At 63.1% G+C, this 25,599-nt stretch carries 23 protein-coding genes, 1 other RNA gene and 1 pseudogene; 8 read left to right on the top strand and 17 right to left on the bottom strand.

The features are described from left to right. The first annotated feature begins 115 nt into the window (after positions 1-115). Positions 116-652, top strand: a pseudogene (locus VEIS_RS26515) (DUF3489 domain-containing protein). An 11-nt stretch (positions 653-663) separates the two neighbouring features. Here VEIS_RS26515 and VEIS_RS15180 read toward each other — a convergent pair. The 7 genes from VEIS_RS15180 to gyrA form a co-directional block, all read right to left on the bottom strand. Continuing rightward, positions 664-1,047, bottom strand: a complete 384-nt coding sequence (locus tag VEIS_RS15180; RefSeq protein WP_265259903.1) for an integration host factor subunit beta — start codon at positions 1,045-1,047, stop codon at positions 664-666. A gap of 14 nt (positions 1,048-1,061) precedes the next feature. Next, entirely contained in the window at positions 1,062-2,750 is a 1,689-nt protein-coding gene (rpsA, locus tag VEIS_RS15175) for a 30S ribosomal protein S1 (RefSeq protein WP_011810848.1), read from the bottom strand. A 167-nt stretch (positions 2,751-2,917) separates the two neighbouring features. Next, on the bottom strand, positions 2,918-5,035 hold the full coding sequence (locus VEIS_RS15170; RefSeq protein ID WP_011810847.1) for a bifunctional 3-phosphoshikimate 1-carboxyvinyltransferase/cytidylate kinase: 2,118 nt from the start codon (positions 5,033-5,035) through the stop codon (positions 2,918-2,920). A 28-nt stretch (positions 5,036-5,063) separates the two neighbouring features. After that, positions 5,064-5,966, bottom strand: coding sequence for a prephenate dehydrogenase (locus tag VEIS_RS15165; protein WP_011810846.1), 903 nt, complete (start codon positions 5,964-5,966; stop codon positions 5,064-5,066). Between the two features lie 12 nt (positions 5,967-5,978). Further along, the gene (gene pheA / locus VEIS_RS15160; protein WP_011810845.1) at positions 5,979-7,076 is read right to left on the bottom strand and encodes a prephenate dehydratase; all 1,098 of its coding nucleotides are present in this window, start codon (positions 7,074-7,076) and stop codon (positions 5,979-5,981) included. 75 nt (positions 7,077-7,151) lie between these two features. Next, complete coding sequence (gene serC / locus VEIS_RS15155; RefSeq protein ID WP_041950909.1) at positions 7,152-8,261, bottom strand: 3-phosphoserine/phosphohydroxythreonine transaminase; 1,110 nt, start codon at positions 8,259-8,261, stop codon at positions 7,152-7,154. Between the two features lie 104 nt (positions 8,262-8,365). Next, the gene (gene gyrA, locus VEIS_RS15150; protein ID WP_041950079.1) at positions 8,366-11,023 is read right to left on the bottom strand and encodes a DNA gyrase subunit A; all 2,658 of its coding nucleotides are present in this window, start codon (positions 11,021-11,023) and stop codon (positions 8,366-8,368) included. A 237-nt stretch (positions 11,024-11,260) separates the two neighbouring features. On the opposite strand from gyrA, the gene ompA reads away from it, so the two are divergent. From ompA to VEIS_RS15130, 5 genes are all read left to right on the top strand, one after another. Then, positions 11,261-11,989, top strand: coding sequence for an outer membrane protein OmpA (gene ompA, locus VEIS_RS15145; RefSeq protein ID WP_011810842.1), 729 nt, complete (start codon positions 11,261-11,263; stop codon positions 11,987-11,989). A 69-nt stretch (positions 11,990-12,058) separates the two neighbouring features. Next, positions 12,059-12,769, top strand: a complete 711-nt coding sequence (gene ubiG, locus VEIS_RS15140; protein WP_011810841.1) for a bifunctional 2-polyprenyl-6-hydroxyphenol methylase/3-demethylubiquinol 3-O-methyltransferase UbiG — start codon at positions 12,059-12,061, stop codon at positions 12,767-12,769. Between the two features lie 9 nt (positions 12,770-12,778). Next, complete coding sequence (locus VEIS_RS15135) at positions 12,779-13,444, top strand: HAD-IA family hydrolase (RefSeq protein ID WP_011810840.1); 666 nt, start codon at positions 12,779-12,781, stop codon at positions 13,442-13,444. A gap of 12 nt (positions 13,445-13,456) precedes the next feature. Continuing rightward, positions 13,457-13,843: a transfer-messenger RNA gene (gene ssrA, locus VEIS_RS26510) on the top strand. A gap of 178 nt (positions 13,844-14,021) precedes the next feature. Beyond that, positions 14,022-14,498: a 3-oxoacyl-[acyl-carrier-protein] synthase III C-terminal domain-containing protein gene (locus VEIS_RS15130; RefSeq protein ID WP_041950078.1), complete on the top strand. Its 477-nt coding sequence runs from the start codon at positions 14,022-14,024 to the stop codon at positions 14,496-14,498. Positions 14,499-14,507: 9 nt separating this feature from the next. Here the strand turns inward: VEIS_RS15130 and VEIS_RS15125 are convergent, their stop codons facing one another. Genes VEIS_RS15125 through VEIS_RS24855 form a run of 4 tightly spaced genes read right to left on the bottom strand, consistent with a single transcriptional unit; the run spans position 14,508 to position 17,596 of the window. Further along, positions 14,508-15,281, bottom strand: coding sequence for a hypothetical protein (locus VEIS_RS15125; RefSeq protein ID WP_011810838.1), 774 nt, complete (start codon positions 15,279-15,281; stop codon positions 14,508-14,510). Continuing rightward, a complete protein-coding gene (locus VEIS_RS15120) occupies positions 15,278-16,174 on the bottom strand; it encodes a diacylglycerol/polyprenol kinase family protein (RefSeq protein ID WP_011810837.1) in 897 nt (298 codons plus the stop codon). The genes VEIS_RS15125 and VEIS_RS15120 overlap by 4 nt, the downstream gene beginning before the upstream one ends. Continuing rightward, entirely contained in the window at positions 16,135-16,779 is a 645-nt protein-coding gene (locus VEIS_RS15115) for a nucleotidyltransferase family protein (protein ID WP_198137870.1), read from the bottom strand. Before VEIS_RS15115 ends, VEIS_RS15120 begins: the two co-directional genes overlap by 40 nt. Positions 16,780-16,813: 34 nt before the next feature. Continuing rightward, on the bottom strand, positions 16,814-17,596 hold the full coding sequence (locus tag VEIS_RS24855) for a CDP-alcohol phosphatidyltransferase family protein (RefSeq protein WP_265259673.1): 783 nt from the start codon (positions 17,594-17,596) through the stop codon (positions 16,814-16,816). Positions 17,597-17,883: 287 nt separating this feature from the next. Here VEIS_RS24855 and VEIS_RS15105 point away from each other — a divergent pair, with 287 nt between their 5' ends. Beyond that, positions 17,884-18,120 (top strand): DUF2147 domain-containing protein, encoded by a 237-nt coding sequence (locus VEIS_RS15105; protein ID WP_011810835.1) that lies wholly within the window; start codon positions 17,884-17,886, stop codon positions 18,118-18,120. A gap of 59 nt (positions 18,121-18,179) precedes the next feature. Here VEIS_RS15105 and VEIS_RS31665 read toward each other — a convergent pair. The 3 genes from VEIS_RS31665 to VEIS_RS15095 all read right to left on the bottom strand — a co-directional run bounded on the left by VEIS_RS31665 (position 18,180) and on the right by VEIS_RS15095 (position 22,119). Then, positions 18,180-19,116 (bottom strand): IS630 family transposase gene (locus tag VEIS_RS31665; protein ID WP_407831813.1). Its coding sequence is split into 2 segments (ribosomal slippage): positions 18,180-18,788 and positions 18,790-19,116, totalling 936 coding nucleotides; the frame shifts between segments, so codons are not numbered across the junction. Positions 19,117-19,173: 57 nt separating this feature from the next. Continuing rightward, on the bottom strand, positions 19,174-20,433 hold the full coding sequence (locus VEIS_RS15100; protein ID WP_011810834.1) for an IS4 family transposase: 1,260 nt from the start codon (positions 20,431-20,433) through the stop codon (positions 19,174-19,176). 366 nt (positions 20,434-20,799) lie between these two features. Then, entirely contained in the window at positions 20,800-22,119 is a 1,320-nt protein-coding gene (locus VEIS_RS15095; RefSeq protein ID WP_011810833.1) for an IS4 family transposase, read from the bottom strand. Between VEIS_RS15095 and VEIS_RS31185 the strand changes: the two genes are divergently transcribed. Beyond that, positions 22,001-22,456: a transposase gene (locus VEIS_RS31185; RefSeq protein ID WP_157048537.1), complete on the top strand. Its 456-nt coding sequence runs from the start codon at positions 22,001-22,003 to the stop codon at positions 22,454-22,456. The two genes, VEIS_RS15095 and VEIS_RS31185, sit on opposite strands and share 119 nt — an antisense overlap. Positions 22,457-22,469: 13 nt before the next feature. On the opposite strand, the gene VEIS_RS15085 is transcribed toward VEIS_RS31185, so the two are convergent. From VEIS_RS15085 to VEIS_RS15075, 3 genes are all read right to left on the bottom strand, one after another. After that, a complete protein-coding gene (locus VEIS_RS15085) occupies positions 22,470-23,819 on the bottom strand; it encodes a type II toxin-antitoxin system HipA family toxin (protein WP_011810831.1) in 1,350 nt (449 codons plus the stop codon). Continuing rightward, the gene (locus VEIS_RS15080; protein WP_011810830.1) at positions 23,816-24,079 is read right to left on the bottom strand and encodes a helix-turn-helix domain-containing protein; all 264 of its coding nucleotides are present in this window, start codon (positions 24,077-24,079) and stop codon (positions 23,816-23,818) included. Before VEIS_RS15080 ends, VEIS_RS15085 begins: the two co-directional genes overlap by 4 nt. Before the next feature lie 335 nt (positions 24,080-24,414). Beyond that, complete coding sequence (locus VEIS_RS15075; RefSeq protein WP_232287710.1) at positions 24,415-25,401, bottom strand: LysR substrate-binding domain-containing protein; 987 nt, start codon at positions 25,399-25,401, stop codon at positions 24,415-24,417. Positions 25,402-25,599 lie beyond the last annotated feature (198 nt).

Here is a 25,599-nt window from a genome sequence, read left to right as displayed (position 1 = left end):
TTTATCAGGCTGGCATACAGGAAGGGGCCGTCTGGAGCATCAGTTTCTGCTTGGCTTCCTCGCCGAACAGCGTGTTCATCGTGCTCCCAATCACCCATCCTTGAAGGAGCACGCCATGAGCAGCATTTCCCTGACCCCGGCCCAGCACGCCATCCTCGCCCACGCCATCGGCCACACCGAAGGCCGGGTCGAATGGTTCCCCGAGCACATCAAGGGCTGCGCACGCCAGAAGGTGCTAGATGACCTCGCCAAACGCGAACTCATCCGGCAGGTGCGCAAGCGCAGTGGTTGGTCGCCGCCGGAGGCTACGACGCCCTCGGCGTCCCACGCCCCGGCGTCAGCAAGACGCGCATCGGCAAGTTCGAGGCCAAACTCGACCAGATCATCGCCAACGCCGAAGGCGCGCCGCCCGCGCCGAATGACGCGAAACTGAAGGCCGCCGTCACCGCCGCCGAAGCAACGTGGGCCAAGCCGCGCTCGCGGGCGGATAGCAAGCAAGCCGATCCAGCGCCCCGAAGGCGCGACCGTCCGGCAAATTCTCGAGGCCACCGGCTGGCAGGCGCATACGGTGCGCGATGCGCTTACCTTTATGAAAAGTGTCAGATATGAAATGGTGGATGCGATCGACGACGCGATGAGCCAACTCGACTGAGGCGCCGGGCTTCAAGCCTCGGTCTCGCCCCGGGCCTCGGCCTGCATTTCGCTGGTGCGCTTGTCCACCGCTTCGCGCAAGGCTTTGCCGGGTTTGAAGTGCGGCACACGCTTTTGCGGAATCGCGACCGCTTCGCCGCTGCGGGGGTTGCGGCCCATGCGGGGCGGGTGGTGACTGACCGAGAAGCTGCCAAAGCCCCGGATCTCGATGCGGTGCCCCCGCACCAGGGCCTGGCCCACGGCGTCGAGAATGGCCTTGACGGCGGATTCGGCATCATGGCGCGTCAGATGCGTCAAGCGCGCAGCCAGTTCTTCGACGAGGTCCGAGCGGGTCATGGAATCTTGGGGCATGGCTCTTTGTGAAAGAAGCGCGGGCGCACGAGGCGCCCGCCGGATGCGCGCCTGGCGGCTTACTTGTCCTGGTTGTTGTCCAGCTTGGCACGCAGCAAGGCGCCCAGACTGGTCGTGCCGGCGCTTTCGCGGCTCGATTGTTGCGACAGGTTCTGCATTGCCTCTTGCTGGTCCACCATGTCCTTTTGCTTGATCGACAACTGGATGTTGCGCGTCTTGCGGTCGATGTTGACCACCACGGCCGTGACTTCGTCGCCTTCCTTGAGCACGTTGCGGGCGTCTTCCACGCGGTCGCGGGAGATTTCCGATGCGCGCAGGTAGCCGATGATGTCCTGGCCGATCTCGATTTCTGCGCCACGGGCATCCACGGTCTTGACTTTGCCGGTCACCGTCTGGCCCTTGTCGTTGACGGTCACGAAGGTCGTGAAGGGGTCGCCGTCGAGTTGCTTGATGCCCAGCGAGATGCGCTCACGGTCTACATCCACGGCCAGCACGATGGCCTGCACTTCCTGGCCCTTCTTGTAGTTGCGGACTGCGGCTTCACCGGGTTCGCTCCACGACAGGTCGGACAGGTGCACCAGGCCGTCGATGCCGGCGGCCAGGCCCACGAACACGCCAAAGTCGGTGATCGATTTGACGGGGCCCTTGACGCGGTCGCCGCGCTTGGTGTTTTGGGCGAATTCCTGCCATGGGTTGGCCTTGCACTGCTTCATGCCCAGGCTGATGCGGCGCTTGTCTTCGTCGATTTCCAGGACCATGACTTCGGCTTCGTCGCCCAGCGTCACCAGTTTGGCCGGAGCGATGTTCTTGTTGGTCCAGTCCATTTCGGAGACATGCACCAAGCCTTCGATGCCGGGTTCGAGCTCGACGAAGGCGCCGTAGTCGGCAATGTTCGTGACCTTGCCGAACAGGCGCGTGCCTTGGGGGTAGCGGCGGCTCACGCCCAGCCAGGGGTCGTCGCCCATTTGCTTGAGGCCCAGCGAGACGCGGTTCTTTTCGGTGTCGAACTTGAGGATTTTGGCCGTGATGTCCTGACCGGCCGTCACCACTTCGGAGGGGTGACGCACGCGGCGCCAGGCCATGTCGGTGATGTGCAGCAGACCGTCGATGCCGCCCAAGTCGACGAACGCGCCGTATTCGGTGATGTTCTTGACCACGCCCTGGACGATGGAGCCTTCCTTGAGGGTTTCCATCAGCTTGGCGCGCTCTTCGCCCATCGAGGCTTCGACCACCGCGCGGCGGCTGAGCACCACGTTGTTGCGCTTGCGGTCGAGCTTGATGACCTTGAATTCCATGGTCTTGTTTTCATACGGCGTCAGATCCTTGATCGGACGGGTATCGATCAGCGAGCCGGGCAGGAAGGCGCGGATGCCGTTGACCAGCACGGTCAGGCCGCCCTTGACCTTGCCACTGGTCGTGCCAGTGACGAATTCGCCCGATTCCAGTGCCTTTTCCAGGCTCATCCAGGAGGCCAGGCGCTTGGCGGTGTCGCGCGACAGGATGGTGTCGCCGTAGCCGTTTTCGATCGAGCCAATGGCCACCGACACGAAGTCGCCCACTTGGACTTCGACCTCGCCCTTGTCGTTCTTGAACTCGTCCAGCGGCACGTAGGCTTCGGACTTGAGGCCGGCGTTGACCACGACGAAGTTGTGTTCCACGCGCATGACTTCGGCGGTGATGACTTCGCCCGGACGCATTTCCGTGCGTTGCAGGGATTCTTCAAACAGGGCGGCAAAAGATTCGGACATGTGTTTCCTTGCCACAAACAGGATTCCAGCCACACCATTGCGACTGTTTTTATAGCTGCTTGCGGTGGTTTTTTTGCGGATCGACCGCAGGTCGGGTGAATGATCCACACAGCGCTATGCGCGACTGCGTGGGACTGTTGCGCGGGGCCTTGCGGCCCCGCATGGTTTCAGCCCGGCGCGGTCACGGCGCCGGGCTGTCGCCCTGGCGCAGAAACGGCACCAAACTGCTTCTCTTGCCACCAAGCCAACACCAAGGCGACGGTTTGATCCATCGTCTGGCAGGAGTTGTCCAGCAGCAGAGCGTCCTGCGCGGGCTTGAGCGGCGCGACGCTGCGCGTGCCATCGCGCGCATCGCGCTCTTGCAAGTCTGCGCAAAGATCCGCGATGTTAGCTGAAAAACCCTTTGAAATCAACTGCTTATAACGGCGCTCCGCACGGCAGGCGAGGCTTGCCGTCAGGTAGACCTTCAGCGCTGCGGCCGGGAAGATCACCGTGCCCATGTCGCGGCCATCGGCCACCAGCCCGGGCAGGCGCCGAAAGCTGTGTTGCAGCGCGACCAGGGCCGCGCGCACGGCGGGCAGGGCCGATACGCGGGAGGCGTTCATGCCGACCTCTTCGCTGCGGATGGCCTCGGTCAAGTCATCGCTGCCCAGCAACACCCGGTCGCTTTCGAAGCGCACGGGCAGCGTTCGGGCCAGCGCGGCGATGCGCTCTTCGTGCCCGGCGTCGATCCGCAGACCCGACCGCAGCGCGACCAGCGCGGTGATGCGGTAGAGCGCGCCCGAGTCCAGGAAGCGGTAGCCCAGTTGCCGGGCCAGCGCGGCGGCCAGCGTTCCTTTGCCCGAGGCCGTGGGGCCGTCGATGCAGATCACCGGAATGCGCTCGGCCGCCAGTTGCGCGACCGAGAACAGGGCCTCGAAGTAGTCCGGGAAGGTCTTGGCCACGCATTTCGGATCCTGAATGCGGATCGGCAAGCCGGCGGGGTTGAAGGCCGCCAGTGCGAAGCACATGGCCACGCGGTGGTCGTCATGGGTGTCGATGCTGGCGGCTTTCCAGTCCTCGGTCCGTGGCGGTGGGGTGATGCGGATGAAGTCTGCGCCTTCCTCGACGCTGGCGCCGAGTTGGCGCAGCCCGGCGGCCATGGCGGCGATGCGGTCGGTCTCCTTCACGCGCCAACTGGCGATGTTGCGCAAGCGGCTGCTGCCCTGGGCGTACAGCGCCATCACGGCCAGGGTCATCGCGGCGTCCGGGATGTGGTTGCAGTCGATGTCGATGGCCTTGAGCGGCCATCCCTGTCCGGGCGCTCCGCGCTGGACATGCAGCCAATGGGGGCCGCCGGTCACCACGGCGCCCATCGCCCGGGCGGCTTCGACGAAGCGGATGTCGCCCTGTATCGAATCCAGGCCCAGACCGGCAATCCTGATGCCCTGGGCGCCGTTCGGGCCACCGGCGCCAGAGGCAATGGCGCCCAGCGCGATGAAATAGCTGGCCGATGAGGCGTCTGCCTCGACATGGATGCTGCCCGGCGACTGGTAGCGGCTGCCTGCGGCAATCGTGAACCGCTGCCAGCCCTGGCGCTCGACCACGATGCCGAAGCGGGCCAGCAGTTCCAGGGTGATTGCGATATAGGGCTTGGAGATCAACTCGCCCAAGACTTCGATCACGATGCTTTGTCTGCCGGCCGCCAGCGGCAACGCCATCAGCAAGGCGGTCAAAAACTGGCTGGAGACATCGCCACGAACGCGGATCGGTTCGGCCAACGCCAGGGGCGGGACGCCCGGGACCAGGGCCGGAACATCCGGGGCCGGGGCACATGCGGCATGTGCGATGCGCAGCGGCGGGTAGCCGTCGTTGCCGAGGTAGTCGATCCGGCAACCGAGTTGGCGCAGCGCATCGACCAGATCACCGATCGGGCGCTGGTGCATGCGCGCCACGCCCGAGAGCTCGAACTCGCCGCCGAGCAGAGCCAGCGCTGCCGTCAGCGGGCGCATCGCGGTGCCGGCATTGCCCAGAAAGAGTTTGGCCGGTGCGCGCGGGGCGCGGCCGCCCAGGCCCGTGATGTGCACGCTGCTGCCCGCTTCATCGACGGCGCAGCCGATCTGGCGCAATGCGTCGAGCATCACGCGGGTGTCGTCGGACGCCAGCAGTTGATGCACGGTGGTGGTGCCGTTGCTGAGCGCGGCCAGCAGCAGCACCCGGTTGGAAATGCTCTTGGAGCCGGGCAACCGGACCTCGCCGGCTGCCGCATCCAATGCGGGAAGGTCAATGAAGGCGGTGCTGTACATGGCGCGGTGGTCTGCGGGCTACGGGGGGCTACGGGTCTACGGGGGAGGAGCGCAGCTTGGCCGTTTTCTGTGCGCCCATGCGCCAGTGGGCGCGGGCTTCGCTGGCCAGGGTCAGCAGGTCTTCCAGAGACTGGGCATGGCCTTTTTCCATGGCCTGCTCGATATCGTGCAGCGCCTGCCGGAACCGTCTCGACTGGACGATCAGTTCATGCCGGTTGGACAGCAATATGTCGCGCCACATCTTGGGGTCGCTGGCCGCGATGCGGGTGAAGTCGCGAAAGCCGGGGCCGGCGAGCGACAGGAAATCGTCGCCATGGTCTTGCCCGATGATGCTGTTCATCATGGCAAAAGCCAGCACATGGGGCAGGTGGCTGACAGCGGCGAAGGCGCCATCATGCGCCTGCGGCGACAGTCGGGTCACACGGCAGCCGAGCGCCTGCCAGAGGTGGGTGGCGCGTTCCACTTGGTCAGTGTGGGTGAGTTCGGTCGGGGTCAATATGATCTGGCGTCCGTTGTAGAGATCGGCATCGGCATGCTCGACGCCCGAGACCTCGCTGCCCGCGATCGGATGCGCCGGCACGAACGAGCCGACCTGGTCGCGCAGCGCGCGTTGCGCAGACTGCACCACGTCGGCCTTGGTCGAGCCGACATCCATGATCAGCATCTGCGGCGTGACCAGATGCTTGATGGCTTTGAGCGTGGCCTCGGTAGCGGCCACCGGCACGGCCACCAGCACGATGTCGGCGCCCGAGACCGCCATCAAGGCCGACGGCGCCTCGACATCGATGACCCCCAGCCGGCGGGCGCGGTCGGTGGTCGAGGGCGACTTGCTGTAGCCCACCACGCGCTTGACCAGGCCGGTCTTTTTCATGGCCAGCGCGAACGAGCCGCCCATGAGCCCGCAGCCTATCAGTCCCAATTGTTCGAACATGGCGACGGCTCCTCAGGTGGACACCGGGTAGGCACCCAGAACCTTGTAGAACGCGCACAGGCTGCGCAGTTCTTCCAGCGCCCGCGCCACAGGGGGCTGTGCGGGATGGCCGTCGAGGTCGATGTAGAAGTAATACTCCCACTGGCCGGTGCGGGCCGGGCGGGATTCGAAGCGCGTCATCGACACGCCATGGGTCTTGAGCGGCACCAGCAGATCATGCACCGCGCCGGGCCGGTTCGGCACCGACACCACCAGGCTGGTGCAATCCTTGCCCGAGGGCGGCGGCGTCGGCAGCGTGTGCGGCAGGCAGATGATGGCAAAGCGCGTGCGGTTGTAGGCATCGTCCTGAATCGCGTGGGCCACGATGTGCAGGCCAAATTGCGTCGCCGCCCGCTCGCTCGACAAGGCGGCCCAGGCCGGGTCGGTGGTGGCCAGGCGGGCACCTTCGGCATTGCTCGATACCGGGCGGCGCTCGGCATGCGGCAGGTGCCTGGACAGCCAGGCCTGGCATTGCGCCAGCGCCTGCGGGTGGGCCAGCACGGCATGGATGCCATCGAGCGAATGGCTGGTGCGCAGCAGGTTGTGGCGCACCAGCAGGCTGACTTCGCCCACCACATGCGTGGGGGTGTGCAGGAACAGATCGAGCGAGCGTGTGACCACGCCTTCGGTGGAGTTCTCCACCCCCACCACGCCGTATTGGGCGCTGCCGGCGGCCGTGGCGTGGAAGACTTCATCGAAGTTGGCGCAGTACATCAGGTCGGCGGCGCCGCCAAAAAAACCGATCGCCGCCTGCTCGCAGAAGGTGCCTTGCGGCCCCAGCACGGCCACGCGCTGCGGCGATTCCAGCGCCAGGCAGGCCGACATGATTTCGCGCCAGATGGCGGCCACATGCGGGCTTTTGAGCGGACCGGGGTTGGTGGTCTGTATTTTTTCTATCACCTGCGCCACACGGTCGGGGCGAAAAAAGGGCGTGCCTTCGCGCTTTTTGACCTCGCCCACCCGCTCGGCCACCAAGGCCCTTTGGTTCAGCAGCGCGAGCAGTTGCTGGTCGATATGGTCGATCTGCACGCGCAGGCTGGACAGGTCGGGTGAGGCTTGCGGATGGTTCATGGATGGTGGCGGCAATGGAGGCTGTGCGTGGCAAGGGAGGCTGCGCGGGCGCTTGCAACCACTGGCAACGAGCTCTCAGGCCCGCTTTTGCTCAAATTCTCGCATGTAGTCCACCAGCGCCTGCACGCCAGCCAGCGGCATGGCGTTGTAGATGCTCGCGCGCATGCCTCCCACCGACTTGTGGCCCTTGAGCTGCAACAGACCCCGTTCGCGGGCCCCGGCCAGAAAATCGTCGTTGCGACTCTCGTCGCGCAGGAAGAACGGCACATTCATCCGCGAGCGGCAGTGGGGCACCACTTTGTTCAGGTACAGCCCGGAGTTGTCGATCGCGTCGTAGAGCAGTTGGGCTTTGGCGATATGGCGTTGCTCCATCGCGGCGATGCCGCTGAACGGCCCTTCCCGCTGGCGCCCCAGCCACTCGAAGGTCAGACCCGCGATGTAGATCCCCCAGGTCGGGGGGGTGTTGTACATCGACTGATGCTCGGCCACCGTCCGGTAGTCGAAGGCGCTGGGACAGGCCGGCAGGGCGTGGCCGAGCAGGTCTTCGCGCACGACCACCAGCGTCAGGCCCGCAGGGCCCAGGTTCTTTTGCGCGCCGCCAAAGGCCAGGCCAACGCGCGACCAGTCGACAGGGCGCGAGGCGACATGCGAGGAGAAGTCGATCACCAACGGGGCATCGCTGCCCAGCGCCTGCAGATCCGGCAATTGCTGGAACTCGACGCCGTTGATGGTCTCGTTGCTGCAAAGATGCAGGTAGCTCGCCCCCCGGCTCAGGGTCCAGGTCGCGGGGTCGGGCAGGCTGGTAAAGCCGGTGTCTTCACTGGAGGCCACGACGTTGACTTGCGCTGCGTATTTGCGCGCCTCTTGCTGCGACTTCTGGCTCCAACTGCCCGTGACCACGAAATCGACCGTCCCGGCACGCGACAGGTTCAGCGGCACGATGGCGTTTTCCGCCAGACCACCGCCCTGCATGAACAAGATCTTGAACTGCGCCGGCACCGCCAGCAACTCGCGCAGCTTGGCCTGCGCCTGCTCGCAGATCGAGCGGAACTCCTTGCCGCGGTGGCTCATCTCCATCACGCCCATGCCACAGCCATGCCAGTCGAGCATCTCGGCAGCAGCTTGCTCCAGAACTTCGGCGGGAATCGCAGCCGGGCCGGCAGAAAAGTTGTAAGGGCGTTTCATGGATGGTGCATAAAAGGCGGCGGGCGCTTGTTTCATGAGCTCGTTGCGCTTCACATTTGATAGCGTATACGGCGCGAAGATGGCATCGATGGCATCCCGGAGGGTCAGGCATCGGGCGCGCCGTCGTCCGCGCTGCCTTCGGCATTGGCGGGTGCATCGATGGGTGCATCGGCCACGTTGGCATCGTTTTCGACGATGCGCTGCAGGCCGCTGAGCTTGGCGCCTTCGTCCAGTGCGATCAGCGTCACCCCCTGCGTGGCGCGGCCGAGTTCGCGGATTTCCGAGACCCGGGTGCGCACCAGAACCCCCTTGTCGGTGATCAGCATGATCTCGTCATCGGCGTGCACCAGGGTGGCGGCCACCACCTTGCCGTTGCGCCCGCTTTGCTGGATCGCAATCATGCCCTTGGTGCCGCGACCATGGCGGGTGTATTCGACGATGCCGGTACGCTTGCCATAGCCGTTTTCGGTGGCGGTCAGCACGCTCTGCGTTTCGTCTTCGGCCACCAGCATCGCGATCACGCTCTGCCCTTCTTCCAGCAGCATGCCGCGCACGCCGCGCGCCTGACGGCTCAGCGGACGCACATCGTTCTCATCGAAGCGCACGGCCTTGCCGCCATCGCTGAACAGCATCACATCATGCTGGCCGTCGGTCAGCGCGGCGCCGATCAGGTAATCGCCATCATCGAGATGGCCGGCAATGATGCCGCCCTTGCGCGGGTTGCTGAATTCGTCGAGCGCCGTCTTCTTGACCGTGCCCATGCTGGTGGCCATGAACACATAGCGGTCTGCCGGAAAGCTGCGCATGGCGCCCGTCAGGGGCAGCACCACGTTGATCTTCTCGCCGTCCTGTAGCGGAAACATGTTCACGATCGGGCGGCCGCGCGAGCCGCGCGAGCCTGCCGGCACCTCCCAGACCTTGAGCCAGTACAGGCGGCCACGGTTGGAAAAGCACAGGATGTAGTCGTGCGTATTGGCGATGAAGAGTTGGTCGATCCAATCGTCTTCCTTGGTGGCCGTGGCCTGCTTGCCGCGCCCGCCGCGCTTTTGGGCGCGGTATTCGCCCAGCGGCTGGCTCTTGATGTAGCCCGTGTGGCTGAGCGTGACCACCATGTCGGTAGGCGTGATCAGGTCCTCGGTGCACAGGTCTTGCGCACTGTGCTCGATGATGCTGCGGCGCGCGCTCAGCTTGTGCTGGCCGAACTCCTGCCTGATCGCGGCCAGTTCCTGGCCAATGATGATGGACACGCGCTCGGGCTTGGCCAGAATGTCCAGCAGATCGTCGACGACATCCATCGCGTCCTTGTACTCGGCCACGATCTTGTCTTGCTCCAGGCCGGTCAGACGCTGCAGGCGCATCTGCAGGATTTCCTGGGCCTGCGTGTCCGACAGGCGGTAGCGGCCGTCCCGACCCATGCCCAACTCCTGGTCCAGGCCCTCGGGGCGGTAGTCGTCGGCATTGACCTGCGCGCCATCGGCACGGGTGCGGGTGAGCATCTCGCGCACCAGTTGGCTGTCCCAGGACTGCGCCATCAGTCCGGCCTTGGCCACCGGCGGGGTGGGGGCGTTGCGGATGATGGCAATGAAGTCGTCGATGTTGGCCAGCGCCACGGCCAAGCCTTCGAGCACATGGCCCCGCTCGCGCGCCTTGCGCAGCTCGAACACCGTGCGGCGCGTCACCACTTCGCGGCGGTGCTGCAAAAAGACACTGACCAGATCCTTGAGATTGCACAGGCGGGGCTGACCATCGATCAGCGCCACCATATTCATGCCGAAGGTGTCCTGCAACTGCGTCTGCTTGTACAGATTGTTCAGCACCACCTCGGGGACTTCGCCACGCTTGAGCTCGATCACCAGACGCATGCCCGACTTGTCGGACTCGTCCTGGATATGGCTGATGCCGTCGAGTTTTTTCTCATGCACCAGTTCCGCCATGCGCTCTTGCAGCGTCTTCTTGTTGACCTGGTAGGGCAACTCGTCGACGATGATCGCCTGGCGCTGGCCGCGGTCGATGTCCTCGAAATGGCACTTGGCACGCATCACCACCTTGCCGCGGCCGGTACGGTAGCCATCCTTGACGCCATTGATGCCGTAGATGATGCCGGCCGTGGGGAAATCGGGCGCCGGGATGATCTCCATCAACTCGTCGATCGACGCATCCGGGTGGTGCAGCAGGTGCAGACAGGCGTCCACCACCTCATTGAGGTTATGCGGCGGGATGTTGGTGGCCATGCCCACGGCGATACCCGCCGAGCCATTGACCAGCAAATTGGGCAGTTTGCTGGGCAGGACCAGCGGCTCTTTTTCGTTACCGTCGTAGTTCGGGCCGAAATCGACGGTCTCCTTGTCGATGTCGGCCAACATCTCGTGGGCAATCTTGGCCAAACGGATTTCGGTGTAACGCATGGCCGCAGCGTTGTCGCCGTCGACGGAGCCGAAATTGCCCTGGCCATCGATCAGCATGTGGCGCAGGGAAAAACTCTGCGCCATGCGCACGATGGTGTCGTAGATCGCAGTATCGCCGTGAGGATGGTACTTACCCATCACGTCACCGACGGCGCGGGCCGATTTTCTGTACGGGCGGTTCCAATCGTTGTGCAACTCATGCATCGAAAAAAGCACCCGGCGATGCACCGGCTTCAAACCATCGCGCGCATCGGGCAAGGCCCGGCCCACAATCACGCTCATCGCGTAATCGAGGTAACTGCGCCGCATCTCCTCTTCGAGGCTGATCGGCAGGGTTTCTTTGGCAAACTGGGTCATGGGCACGTCATCGGGACGGTGGGGGCGGCAAAAGAGAGCCATTCTAGGGGCAAGACCATGTAGCGGCCATGCAACAAATGGAAGCAATCCAGGTTTCGTCCTCCCTGCCCTGCGCCGGCGTCACAACTGTGCTCTGCGGCCTTATGGCACAATCGCTCAAACGCTTGGAGTGGTGGTCACCCCGGGCGACTTTATTCGCAGCACAGGCTGCGGCTTTTATCCCCCAAGAGGAGAACCATGAAGAAGCTGAACAAAGTGGCAATGTTGTTTGCCTCCGCTACGCTTGCCGCCGCCGCTGGCGCCCAATCCGCCGACAACTGGAGAGACGCTTCCGGCCAACTGGCTTGGAAGAACGGCAGCAACGAACACTGCTGGCGCAACGCCAACTGGACACCTGCAACCGCCTCTGCCGGCTGCGACAGTGCGATCGCCACCACTGCCGCTGCTGCTGCTGCCGCAGCGACCCCCGCTACGACTGCTGCGGCAGCGGCGGCTGCAGCCGCGCAAAAAGCCGCGCCGGCGTCTGCGGCTTCTTCCTCCTCGTCTCCTGCTGCTGCCGGCCAAACCCCCGCGACAGCTTCCGCCTCGACCCCTGCCCCTGCTGTGGCGACCAAGGTCACCTACGCCACCGACGCATTCTTCGACTTCGACAAATCAGTGATCAAGCCGGAAGGCAAGGCCAAGCTCGACGACTTGGTTTCCAAAGTCAAGGACATCAACCTGGAAGTGATCATTGCGGTCGGCCATACCGACTCCGTGGGCACTGACGCCTACAACCAGAGGCTGTCGGTACGCCGGGCCGAAGCCGTGAAGGCTTACCTGGTGTCCAAAGGCATCGAAAAGAACCGCGTGTACACCGAAGGCAAGGGTGAAAAGCAACCCGTGGCCGACAACAAGACGTCCGAAGGCCGTGCGAAAAACCGCCGCGTGGAAATCGAAGTCGTCGGCACCCGCGCCTCCAAGTAATCCCCTCAACGATCCTTGAATGGCTAAAAAGCCCTGGCGACGGGGCTTTTTTTATGGACAATCACCGGCATGAGTGAACCCGTCAATGCAGACCCGGCCGAGTTGGCCAAATTCTCGGAACTTGCCCATCGCTGGTGGGACCCGGACGGCGAATTTCGTCCACTGCACCAAATCAACCCCCTGCGGCTCGACTGGATCGATGGCTTGTGCGAACTGTCCGGCAAGCGGGTGCTCGATGTAGGCTGCGGTGGCGGGATATTGACAGACGCGATGGCCCGCAAGGGAGCGGATGTGCTGGGCATCGACTTGGCATCCAAGTCCTTGTGTGTGGCGCAACTACACGCACTGGATGCCGGGACAAAAAATGTCCAGTACCGGGAACTCAGTGCCGAAGCGCTGGCCCAAGAGCAGCCAGCAAGTTTTGACGCAGTGACCTGCATGGAAATGCTGGAACATGTGCCGGAGCCTGCATCCGTAGTGCACGCCTGCTCCGCGTTGGTCAAACCGGGCGGCTGGGTCTTCTTCTCCACCCTCAACCGCAATGCCAAGGCATTCATGCAGGCCATCGTGGCCGCAGAGTATGTACTCAACCTGCTGCCTCGCGGGACGCACGAATACGCCAAGATGATCCGCCCCAGTGAACTGGCCGCCAGTTGCCGCAGCGCAGGACTGCATGTACAGCATGCCAAAGGGCTTGCATACAACCCGCTGACACAGCGTTACCGGCTCAGCGCGGATACCGGCGTGAACTACCTGTTGGCAACGCGGCGCATCGCCTGAAAGCGCCCCATGTTTCACCACATCCGCGCAGTCCTGTTTGATCTGGATGGAACGCTGATCGACAGCGCCCCTGATCTGGGCGCTGCTGCCGACAAAATGCGCACCGATCGCGGCCTGCCCCCCTTGCCGTTGGCGCAATATCGGCCCATGGCCGGGGCAGGCGCCCGTGGCATGTTGGGCGAAGCCTTTGGCATCAACCCCGACCATCCCGGGTTTGCCGCCTTGCGTGAAGAGTTTTTCGTGAACTACGGCGCATGCTTGACGCAGCGCACAACCATCTTTGCGCAAGTGCCGGAACTGATCGACCAGTTGTTGTGCCGCAACATGGCCTGGGGTGTCGTCACCAACAAAATGGCCCGCTTCACCGAACCGTTGACCCGGACCATCCCGCTGTTCGTCACGGCGGCGGCGATCATCAGTGGCGACACCACGCCCCATGCCAAGCCACACCCCGCGCCCTTGCTGGAAGCGGCAGCGCGCTTGAAGCTGTCGCCCGAACAATGCATTTACGTGGGTGACGATGAGCGCGACATCGCTGCCGGCCTCGCGGCCGGGATGGGCACGGTCGCGGCGACTTACGGCTACCTGGGCGCCAACACCGCCGTGCAGAACTGGGGAGCACATGCCGCAATTAAATTTCCCTCCGAGCTCTTGCAATTGCTCGCGTCAGTGTAGAATACGGCTCTTGGGGCTGCCCTGGTTTCGACGTGGGTTCGGAACCGGCGTGGTGCATGTCGAGCTTGGGTCACGCTCGTAAATCTCGATTCGAAAAACTAACTGCAAACGACGAACGTTTCGCACTCGCTGCTTAATTGCCAGCGAGCCTTGCAACAGTCGGCCGATGGGCTGGGCAAGGGGGTTCTGAGCAATCAGCGCCTCCCGGCTGCAAGGATAATGACATGGGCTGGTCCTGATCCGGGTACCTTGGGTCAGGGCAAGAAAATAGGGTGCTGGCGGCCAGTGTAGCGTGCGACTGCGCGACAATGGTGGCGAGACTCAAATCAGACCGCTAAACATGTAGATCTGCCCGGTAAAGGCTTACGGACGCGGGTTCAATTCCCGCCAGCTCCACCATAATGTGAAATCCCAACCCTTATCCGGTTGGGATTTTTTTTGCCCGTTCCCCCTGTGTTGGCGCGGTTTCGCGCCTCGGCCTCTTGAGCACGCCCCTCCGGAAGTCGCCGTTCCAGGCGCGCTTTCCGCCGTTTTTCTCTCTCTGTTCGACCGCCACCCGCCGCATGTGCCTCGACTGATGCGCAACGGAAGCTCCGTTCTCAGTGATCTGGCGGTGGCTTTTCTGGTGGACGCGTCATCGGCGCGAGGCCTCGAAGTCGGCACCGTCGTGTCGCTGTCCAGCCACCGGCTTGCCGCGGTGGCGTTCGCCGTCGAGCAGCACCCGGTGCTGTACGTGCAGGAAACCCGGCGCTGCCTCCGGCGTCTCGGCGAGCAATTTCGTGAACGGGCCGGCTTCGCCCTCCACGAGGCCGACCACGTCGTCGTGGAGAGCTTTCGCCCGAAGGCGTTTGCCTTGATGGCGGACGAGCTGGGCATCGATCCCGCGCGGCTGCGCCGCGATGCGAGGTCCGCGTTCGGACATGCTGGGGCGGCCGATCCACTGCTGACGCTCGAAGCCATGAGCGGGCAGGGGTTGCTGCATCAGGGCCAGTCGGTGGTAATGATCAATTCGGTGGCGTGGGCCTGGTCTGCCACCGAGTTGCGGGCCGCATGAAATCGCACCTCAAGGTCTCCAGCCAGGTCCCAGGACTCCGATGAAAAACAGCGTGCCGATGACGAGCCCTCCGAGCCACACCACGTCGCGAAAGCCGGCTTCGTGGCGTGACACGCCATCCTCAATCGGCGACCGATGGTGTCGGTCCACCGAGAGCAGCAGGCAGATCCCTGCCAGGGGCGCAGCTGGAGGGGCCCTGAGTAACAGGCCGACGAACCCTGCGGGGTCGAACGCCGCCGCAAAGAGGGCCGCGGCACTGCCGCCGGCATAGGCGGCGAACAGCGTATTCGCCTGCCCGAAGGGATTGCTGCGGCGGAACCATCGGATACCCTGGATCGTGGCAAGCAGCCCTGCGGCCATGAGGAGGTACGGGCCCATCGGTAGGCTCTGCGCGATGAGACTCCAGTCTCCGTGATCGGTGAGGCCTGAGTAAAGGAGGTAGCCAGTGAACCAGTAGAGGTTCCACGCGGCCTCAAGCCAGCAAAACCCCGACGCGAAGCGGGACACCGGCCTGCGATAAGACTTGGCCCACGATGCCAGGGCGGCGAAAGCGACGAAGGCGATGGCATTGGCTACTGGCCCGGCAACATCGATCAGCGCACCGCGCCGCGAGCAAGAAAGGTAGCTCGACGTCACCAGCTCGATGTCGCCGCCTGCCAGCAAGCAGCCTAACCCATGTCCGACACCTTCGTGAAGCAGCGCAGCTAGCGCATAGCTGGCCGCGCCGAGCAATGCCCATTTGATGATGGAATTGGAGGTTGTGCGGCACAGTGATGTCGTCATAGTGTCAGGCGGCTTGAACGCTTGGCGATCCACACCAGCAGCGCCAGGGAGGCGATCGCGACACCGAGCAAGGCCTGCGACGACAGCAGCCCTGGCAGCTGGACCAGCAGCACCGCGGCCATCGGCAGCAGGAGATTGTCGAGGCCATGGGTGCACAGCGACTCCAGCACCGTGAGCACCACGGCTCCCGACATCAAGGCCAGAACCGCAGTGGCGGGCGCTTCCAGGCCGGCATCGGGCAGGATTATCCAGCCGAGGATGAGCGTCACGGCGAAGAAGGCGAGGTTGCCTTCGACCGACTTCTGCCCGGCCCCCCTGTGCACGCCATACTGCATGCGCCCCATGTGCACGCCGACCAACGCCGCCGCCGCATCAGCGAGCGTGAGGGTCAGCGCGCCGAAGAACCAGGCCGGTGTCGTGCCACCCGCGACCCACAGCGACAGCAATAGGCCCAGCGGCAGCAGCATCTCGCCGTGGGTCTGCCGGCTGTCGCGGCGGCTCATCGTGAGATGCCTCAGAGTCTGTGCGTCTTTCAGCCTCTTGCTGAAGACGAGCCACGCCACCATCGCGCTGCACATCATCGTGACGGCCAGGCTCGAGCCGATGCTCCAGCCGATAGCCGTGATGGCACCACCGGCCAGCAGATGCTGGAGTTTGCGCCGGAGCTCGGGCGGCAAACCAAAAAGGATGCCTGCCAGCGCGAACAGCACGTGGGCCCCGTATAGCGCCACGGCGCCACAGAGCACGACCCAAGTCGCGCGCAAGACGGCTGATTCGGGCAGCAGGATCAGCCCGCCGGCCATAGCGATCAAGGCTGCACCGAGCAAGCGCGCCGCGGTGGCTGCATGAGGCTTCAGCGCGCGCCAGGCAACGAGGGAGAGCCTGTGTGCCATGTTGACTCCTCGGGGTACGAATTGCGCGTGGTGTCGTCGGGCCCTTCGAGAGCGGCCAGGTCCGACGGCTGGTCGACGTCTTGCACCACACCAGGCGTCTCGACGAAAAGTGCTCGTCCGGCTGCCTTGGCTTTCAGCAGTGTTAGACCCATGGCAATCAGGGAGGTGTTCCAGTCAATGTTGCACCGCCGGCTGAAACCCAACGGGTACCCAGGTGTTCCACGGTAGACCGGCCTGGCCGACATGATGCGAGGGTCTTCCAGGGCCTGCGCCACAAGGGTGATCACGTCCGAGCCGATGTTGGGCATATCCGCTGGCAGCACCAGCCAGCCCGTGGCTTGCTTCGTTGCATGCATGCCCGCAGCGATGGAAGTGCCGATGCCTCTGGCGGCGAGGGGATTCTGGACAATCTCGCCTTCGCGCGTGAGCTGGTCTGCCAGATCGACCAGCGGCTGCGGCGCGGTGCTGTCGAGTACCAGCCGCATCGGCAGGCCAGTGACCCGTACGTGGGTGACGACATGGGCCAGAAGCGGACGGCCCCGCAACGGTGCGAGTAACTTCGTCCCCGCGGCATTGAAGCGTGTGCCCTTACCGGCACCGAGCAATAGACGACGGGGCCCGCGCCGAGTGCTTGCTCGTTCATGGGCGGTCCAGGTGTTCGGTGGCGGCCGGGCACCCGATGCGCCCGGTACCGGAAGCCGCCGCCTTTGCATAGGCCAGCCGGTCCATGAATTGGTTCATCTTCCGCCGTATCACCCAGCCGCTGGCGGCATAGACGGCAAACGTCAATAGGAGGGTCAGTGAGGGATGGAAGAACAATCCGATGAACATCAGCGCCACGATGGCGATCAGCGTTCGTCGCTTCGGCGTCGTTGAAGCGGCACCACCACCGTTCGTCTTAAAGCTTGGGAACGGCAGCTTCGTCACCATTAGCCATGCCGCTAAGCCCGCTATCAGGCAGATGACCCCACCGGACAACGGCCCAGACGCATGCCCAGCCTGGTCGCTGCGCTGAAGCACCAGGATCACCGAGGCCACAAGCCCGGCCGCTACAGGAGTGGGCAAGCCGGTGAAAAACCGTTGAGGTGCCTGAGTGGTCTTGGCGTTGAAGCGTGCAAGTCGAAGTGCTGCGCAAGCGATGAAAAGTATTGCTGTCGGGACATGCAGCATCCATGCAGTCGAAGCAGCGTGGTGCAGCACCAGTAGCGCAGGGAGCGCACCAAAGGCCACTACGTCGACCAGACTGTCTAGCTGGGCGCCGAGCGCATTCGGGCGATTGGACATGCGGGCGATCCGCCCATCCATAACATCAAGCACAATGCAACCAATGACGGACCAGGTCGGCCACACCGCCGAGGGCAGCTTCCACATCGCCACAAGTGCAATCGCTAGTGATGTCAGGGTAACGGCATTGGGCGGCACTAATGCCTGTCGCAGCAGCGACGAAGTCCTTGAATCTGACACTACTGTTCTCCGGCATGTTGTTCACGTGAGGTGTCTTGTGCGAATTCCAATGCTTACTTTGCGAGGTGTTACATTGTAGCCTGTTCGGTTTGCAGCCAGGATCAAAATTGGTGGAGATGGGGAGCCAGTATTCGCGAGCCCTCACCATTAGCCGAGCGTGCGCGCTCATGACTGCGTCGGTTTTGGGCCTGTAGTCGTTGCCATTTGGGCGAGCGGTTTGATCTGAGCGTATATGGAAGTAGTTTATGAACAAGATTTTGGTCGCTGCAATCACTTTGACGCTGGCGATGCCTATGCATGCGCAAATGACCCCAGTCGGCAATTGGAAGACCGTCGACGATCGCTCTCAAAAGCCTCGATCTGTCGTGAAGATTTCGGAGACTGCAGAAACGCTCACGGGTGTAATCCTGGAGCGGTTGGATGATGGGGCTAAACCCATCCGATTGCACACATCTCACAGCGCCTGGATTTCCCTGGCGTAGTCCAGTCCGGCAGCGAAGTCGGCCACGCGCTGCATGCCGATCCATAGAGCATTTTTGATTTAAGTAGAAACATATCCAGAAGATGAAAAGTAGTTGGACAATTCCTGTGGTGTAAAACAATCAAGCAGGTGCCCGATGGTATTCCAAAGTCCATCGACAGTACGCTGTTCAGCTTGCCTGAGCAGGGCTTTCAGTTTGGAAAAGAATTTTTCGATAGGGTTCAAATCTGGTGAGTAAGGCGGAAGATAACGCAATGTTGCACCAACCCCCTCAATGGCCTCACGCACACCAGAGACTTTATGGCTGGACAAATTATCAGCGATCACGATATCACCAGGGTGCAGCGTAGGACACAGAAATTGCTGTATATAGGCCAGGAATGCTTCGCCATCCATAGGGCCATCCAAGACCATTGGGGCGGTCACGGCGTTTACCCGCAAGCCGGCAATGAAGGTGGTGATTTTCCGGTGACCATGTGGAACACTGGCTATGCAACGCTGTCCCTTCGGCGAACGGCCTCGTGTGCGGGTCATGTTGGTGGATGTGCCCGTCTCATCAAGGAACACAAGCTTTGTTGCGTCAAGTGCTGGCTGGCTTTCCTTCCATGCAACCCGATCCGCTTGCACATCCTTACGCTCTTGCTCGCTGGCGTGCAGAGTTTTTTTTAAAGCTCAAACCCCATTTATTCAGTTGGTGCCATAGGGCTGGGGCTTTGATCGTTATCCCATGCTCGGCCAGCCGTTCGCACATCTCGCGCAGTGTCAAATCCGCTCTGTCTTTAATCCATTCCCGCAACATAGGCTCCACTGGAGCAAGGCAAGATTTCCGATGCCCGCCAATCTGGAAACTATGTCGAATACCTTCTTCAAGACGCGTCTTGACTTGGTACACCCATACTCGACTGACTTCAAAACGCTTGGCAATATCGGTAGGACGATCTCCTTGTTCTATCGCCTTCAGCACCCTATCTCGCAAATCCTGCGAATACGCTTGCATTGCATACTCCTTCAGAAAAAAGACGCCGCATCATATCATGAATTGTTTGGTTTTAAGTCAAATATGCTCTAACGTCTTCACGCCGGGCTCGCCATCGCACTTGCGCCCCAGAAAGCCGCCCAGCGTGGCAACCATCCGGATGACGGTGTTCAGGCGCGGCGCCTGCTTGGGGATGGGCTTTTTGAGCAGGAAGTGCACGCCGCGCCATTCGTCGGGCTCGAAGAACAGTTCGGCGGGTAGATCCGGGCCATTGCGCCCCAGGCGCATCAAGCGCGCGATGCGCCAGGCTATCACCAGGTACAGGGCGATGGCGCGCTCGAGCCGCTCGATGCGGCTCAATTGCAGTGCCTCGATCCGGCAGCCGTTCTTGACGACGTGAAAGAACAGTTCGATCTCCCAGCGGGCGCGGTACCACTCGATCAACTGCGTGGCTGCCTGCAAGTCGCCGGCTGGGCGGTTGCTCAGCAAGCGCCATTCGATGGGTTTGACGCCGCTCGGCGGGTGTTCTTCGCGAGCGATCACACAGGTCACGGTGACGCCCTGGGCCAGCCGCACCGACTTGGCCCACACCGTCTGGTGCACCCGCCGGGCGCGCTGGCCGCGCGGCGCGTGGGTGAAGACGATCTGGCCCAGAGGGTGGCCGCTTGTCACTGTGGCCCACAGCTTGCCGTCTTCGGGCAGAACCCGGTTGTGCTTGGCGCGCACCAGCCAGTCGGCCGGATGGCCCAATTCGGCAGCGCGGCGCATCAGCGCCAGCAGGTCGCTTTCGCGGTCGGCCACATAGACCAGCCGGGTTCCAGGCAGGCTGGCCGCCTGCTCGGCGATGCGCTCGTAGCCTTCGATCCAGCGCGTGCTCTCCAGCACCTCATCGCTCGCAGCCTGCCCCTTCTTGGCCGAACGCGCCCACATCCACGCATCGATCACGCCCAGCGGTTCGCGATCGGGCGTGATCGCGTAGGTCGGATGCAGGTACATCCCGCGCTGCGCGTCGTAGCTCAGCCGGCCCAGCCCGGCAATGCCCTGGCCGTTGAAGTCCAGCTCCGTCGTGTCCTGCAGGCACAGCACCACCGGGTGCTCGGCCATGCGCTGGGCGCTGGCCTGCCAGTGCGGCTTGAGGATGTCCTGCCAGTCAATGTCCTCGTGCGCAAAGAAGCGGTAGGCACCGCGGGTGTCGCCCCAGCCCCCGCAGGCAGCCGGGATGCTGGGTGTGGGCTGCCGGCTGAAGGTCTCGGCCAGTTTCACCTGCCGCCGGTTCAGGCGCTTGTCGCCCAGGTCCAGGTCCGCGAACTCCTCTTGTGCCCAGCTCATCCGTTCCATCTTCTCTTCGAAAAATCAACAGCTTACCGCCGAATCTTCAAGATGTGTGCAATCGGATGGTTCAAGCGCTGGGGCGAGTCGGGCGTATGGCAGCGGGTCTGCGAAATTGTCAGTGGCGACAGAGATTTGAAAATGCTGATGATCGATACTACGGTGGTGCGTGCACATCAACACGCTGCTGGTGCCAAAAAAAAGAGGGGCCACAGGCAATAGGCCGTTCGCGTGGTGGATGGACGAGCAAGATTCACGTCGTTGTCGATGCGCTCGGTAGCCCAGTGCGTTGGCTGCTCACGGGTGGCGAGGTAGCCGATATTACACAAGCCAAGTCGCTGTTGGAAGGCTTGAAAGCATCCGATTGCACACATCTCACAGCGCCTGGATTTCCCTGGCGTAGTCCAGTCCGGCAGCGAAGTCGGCCACGCGCTGCATGCCGATCCATAACGTCTTCACGCCGGGCTCGCCATCGCACTTGCGCCCCAGAAAGCCGCCCAGCGTGGCAACCATCCGGATGACGGTGTTCAGGCGCGGCGCCTGCTTGGGGATGGGCTTTTTGAGCAGGAAGTGCACGCCGCGCCATTCGTCGGGCTCGAAGAACAGTTCGGCGGGTAGATCCGGGCCATTGCGCCCCAGGCGCATCAAGCGCGCGAGGCGCCAGGCTATCACCAGGTACAGGGCGATGGCGCGCTCGAGCCGCTCGATGCGGCTCAATTGCAGTGCCTCGATCCGGCAGCCGTTCTTGACGACGTGAAAGAACAGTTCGATCTCCCAGCGGGCGCGGTACCACTCGATCAACTGCGTGGCTGCCTGCAAGTCGCCGGCTGGGCGGTTGCTCAGCAAGCGCCATTCGATGGGTTTGACGCCGCTCGGCGGGTGTTCTTCGCGAGCGATCACACAGGTCACGGTGACGCCCTGGGCCAGCCGCACCGACTTGGCCCACACCGTCTGGTGCACCCGCCGGGCGCGCTGGCCGCGCGGCGCGTGGGTGAAGACGATCTGGCCCAGAGGGTGGCCGCTTGTCACTGTGGCCCACAGCTTGCCGTCTTCGGGCAGAACCCGGTTGTGCTTGGCGCGCACCAGCCAGTCGGCCGGATGGCCCAATTCGGCAGCGCGGCGCATCAGCGCCAGCAGGTCGCTTTCGCGGTCGGCCACATAGACCAGCCGGGTTCCAGGCAGGCTGGCCGCCTGCTCGGCGATGCGCTCGTAGCCTTCGATCCAGCGCGTGCTCTCCAGCACCTCATCGCTCGCAGCCTGCCCCTTCTTGGCCGAACGCGCCCACATCCACGCATCGATCACGCCCAGCGGTTCGCGATCGGGCGTGATCGCGTAGGTCGGATGCAGGTACATCCCGCGCTGCGCGTCGTAGCTCAGCCGGCCCAGCCCGGCAATGCCCTGGCCGTTGAAGTCCAGCTCCGTCGTGTCCTGCAGGCACAGCACCACCGGGTGCTCGGCCATGCGCTGGGCGCTGGCCTGCCAGTGCGGCTTGAGGATGTCCTGCCAGTCAATGTCCTCGTGCGCAAAGAAGCGGTAGGCACCGCGGGTGTCGCCCCAGCCCCCGCAGGCAGCCGGGATGCTGGGTGTGGGCTGCCGGCTGAAGGTCTCGGCCAGTTTCACCTGCCGCCGGTTCAGGCGCTTGTCGCCCAGGTCCAGGTCCGCGAACTCCTCTTGTGCCCAGCTCATCCGTTCCATCTTCTCTTCGAAAAATCAACAGCTTACCGCCGAATCTTCAAGATGTGTGCAATCGGATGGCTTGAAAGCCGATGCGGTACTGGCTGACAAGGGCTACGATGCCGATGCCCTGATTGACAGCATTCAGGTCGCTGGTGCGACGGCGGTCATTCCACCCAGGCGCAATCGTGTGGTGCAGCGAAGTTATGATCGACATCTGTATAAGGAGCGCAATTTGGTCGAGCGTTTTTTTAATCGGATCAAGCAATTCCGAAGAATCGCAACTCGTTATGAAAAGCTGGCGCGTAACTACCTGTCGTTTCTCAGTCTGGTTTGTACTTATATTTGGATTACTTGATTGTTAACACGCCCTAGCGTTTGCGCCGGGGCGGGGCCAGCAGTTCGGATCGGCCGATCGTCACGCAGGTCTGCTCCGCAGGCTCGGGGTCGGAGAAACCGGCAGCGGCAATCGCAGCATCCAGGCCCCGCACGGCCACGTTCGCCTTCGGGTCACGCAACGACGCCATGCCTTCATTCCAGGCATGCACCATCTGCTTGGCGACCGGGCGCCAGCATGGCTCGTTCTTGGCCGCCTCGATCACTTCCTTGCCGACCTCCACCGCCGATTCGCACAGGCGCTCGACCATGTCGGCGCAATGCCGCGGCGAAATGCCAAGCCACGCACTGAAAAAACGCTGCAGCGCCTTGCCGGCGGCCCAGGTCTGTCGGCCATCGATCGACAGCCCCGGCGGGTTGTTCGCGTAGCGTGGGTAGGCCTGCGTGGTCACGATGTCATAGACCGGCGTGAAGCCCACGTCGCCGAGCCCGGTGTAGTACAGCGCGATGTTCTTGGCATGGCAGTCGGCGTTGCGCACCACGTAGTTGGTCAGCACGTGCCACCCGAACCGCTCCAGTTGGACGCGCACCTGTGCCGGCGGCAGGTAGGCGCGCGTGGCGTTGAGTACCTTCTCGGTGGTGGTGGCGTATTTCTCATGAGGGGGCAGACCCAGCAGACCACAGGCATCCTCAAGCCCATGCGTGGGTGCGCCTTGCTCGTCCACGTCGAAGCGTTCGACCAACAGCACCCGGCCATCGTCGGACATGCGGGTGCGAGCCACCGGCACCACGTTCAGGCGTTCCAACACGCGCATGCTGTGAAACTCGTTGAAGCCCAGGTAGGGCGTGCTGTCATCCGAACCCTTGATGATGTGACGGCTGGTTCGCAACGTGGGCTTGCCCAGCGGTCCCAGGGCCTCGTCGGACGCCTCTTCGGGCGCAATGAACTTGGGCACCATGCCCGAGATCGACGCCCGGGCATAGCGGCGCACCAGCGACGCGAAATGCTCAGTGGTGTTGTCCGCCTTCAGCAGGCTGTCGATCTGCAGGGGCGCCATCTCCAGGCCGGGCTTGCCGCCTTCGGGCGTGACCGTGACGCGGCCGATGCCCGTGCCGCCCACCACCGCCAACAGAGACAGGTCTGTGCCGTCGAGCAGGGGCCCGAACTCCTCGCGGATGATGTTCAGCAGGTAGCCCTCAGGCAGGTTCTGGCGAAAGAACGGATGCAGATCACGCGGCCAGCGCCAAGCCTCGTCACGCACCGGCATGGTCAGGCTGACGAAATCGGCCACGTCGGTGTCACGCAGGTACTTCAGCACATACTCGTCGCGCTCACGATAGAGTTGGGCAACGGTCCTTCCGCTGACCTGGACGTCGAGCCTCACGGCAAGTCACCTTGGCGCTGCTCGGCCAGGATGTCCTCGACCGTGCGCACGTGCCCAGGCTTGACCAGCTTCAGGTCGTAGCCGGAGGCTTCGAGCAGACGCACCAGCGCCGACACGCTCATGTCGCCCTTGGAGAGGTTCTCCATGCGCGCCACGGTCGTGCGCGAAACACCTGCTCGCTGTGCGAGTTCGTCCTGGCTCAGCCGCGCGTCGCGGCGGGCCCCCTTGAGCATCTCGGCAATATCAGAAAGCGTCGTCACTGTAGCCCCGGAGCATCAAAAACTGTCTATAAGGCGAATAATGTAGCTCAAGAGACACAAATATTCAAACCCAAAGTCTCAATGGTTACCGCACACGCATTGTTTGCAAACGTAGCAACCACAGGGCTGGAAGTCGAGTCCTTCGTAAAGGGGGAAAGCGGATCTTCGACGGAAAAATCGCGTTCATCGTCGGTACTTCAAAGGCCTGTTAAGGACTGCAGTCACTGGCATTCCGGTCGCTCAACGCACCGCATCGCCGCATCGGGCAAGTCTACGCCGCCGATCCCCCCGGTCCTGAGCATCGGCTCGCCATTCAGTTGAAACCGGTGATCCGTTCACCCTTGCGCAATCTCGCCTGCACTATCCGACGCAAGAGCGGATTCTTGGACCTCCCATGGAGGCAACTGCTCCAGCAAGAACTCATAAAGGCACTTGGCCGCCCGAGGCAATTCGCGGTCTGCCCGCTCCAGCCACATCTCGGTCGACGGCAGGGTGGGGAACCCTTCTTCTGGCAGGAGGAGGCGCAGCCCCGGGGCCGCCCGAACGGTCGAGTCCTGAAAACCCCCGACCGCCAGTCCCGCCAGAACGCAGGCCTTCAGGACTTCCACGCTGGAACTCTCTTGCACCACCACCCAGCGCCGTCCGGCCGCCGTCAACGCTTCTTGGGCCCACCGCCTGAGCAGCGATCCCTGCGGAAGTACTGCCAGGGGAATGGGTGTCTTGAGATGCGGCCTGGCCCGATGGGACATCGCCCAGACCACGGGGTCCTTGCGCAGCAGGACGCCATTGCCTTCGCCGCCCTGGAAGGCATTGATCGTGAGATCGAAGGCAGGCCCCAGCTTCCTCTGCATCTCCTCGGCGACGCCGACCTCCAGGTCGATATGGATGGCGGGATAAAGCTCGGAGAACTCGGCCAGCAGCAACGGGAGCACCGTGGTGGCGTAGCAGTTCGTCGCTCCCATGCGTACTGCTCCACTCACGATTCCAGGACGCAGTTTTTCCATCGCCTCATTGTTCAAGGCCAGCAGGCGGCGGGCATAGCCGAGCAGCACTTTGCCCTGCCCGCTCAGCTTCAGCTGCCTCGTGGGCTTTTCGAACAGATCGGCGCCAATGCAATCTTCCAGCCGCGAGATCTGCTGGCTGACCGCGGCCTGGGTGCGATGCAGGTAGTGGGCGGCGGGTGTGTAGCCATTGCACTCCACCACCGCAACAAAAGCACGCAGCAATTCGGGTGCGAGCAGGCGTCCACGGAGCATGTCCTTGCGGCCCTCGAGATCGTCATATTCCCGCGATGCCGCTTGCGATTCGACGTCTCGTTCCATTGCCGCCCGCGCTTCCCAATTGTTGTGTCGCGCAATCAGTTTAAGTGAAATCGATGCACATGCTGAGCAGGGACGTGTACTGCCAGTTTTAAATGTGGCGAAGCTGGTTCAGGTGTGAAGAAATATCGGACCTGCCTCCACCGTCAGGCTGTTCGATTTCTGGGTATCCTGTCTCGAAATGGCTCGTTCACGAATCGT

It is taken from the genome of Verminephrobacter eiseniae EF01-2 (genome assembly GCF_000015565.1).
GTDB classification, from domain to species: domain Bacteria; phylum Pseudomonadota; class Gammaproteobacteria; order Burkholderiales; family Burkholderiaceae_C; genus Acidovorax; species Acidovorax eiseniae.
The sequence above is the reverse complement of the archived record's forward strand: the minus strand, read 5'-3'. Positions and strand labels throughout refer to the sequence as shown.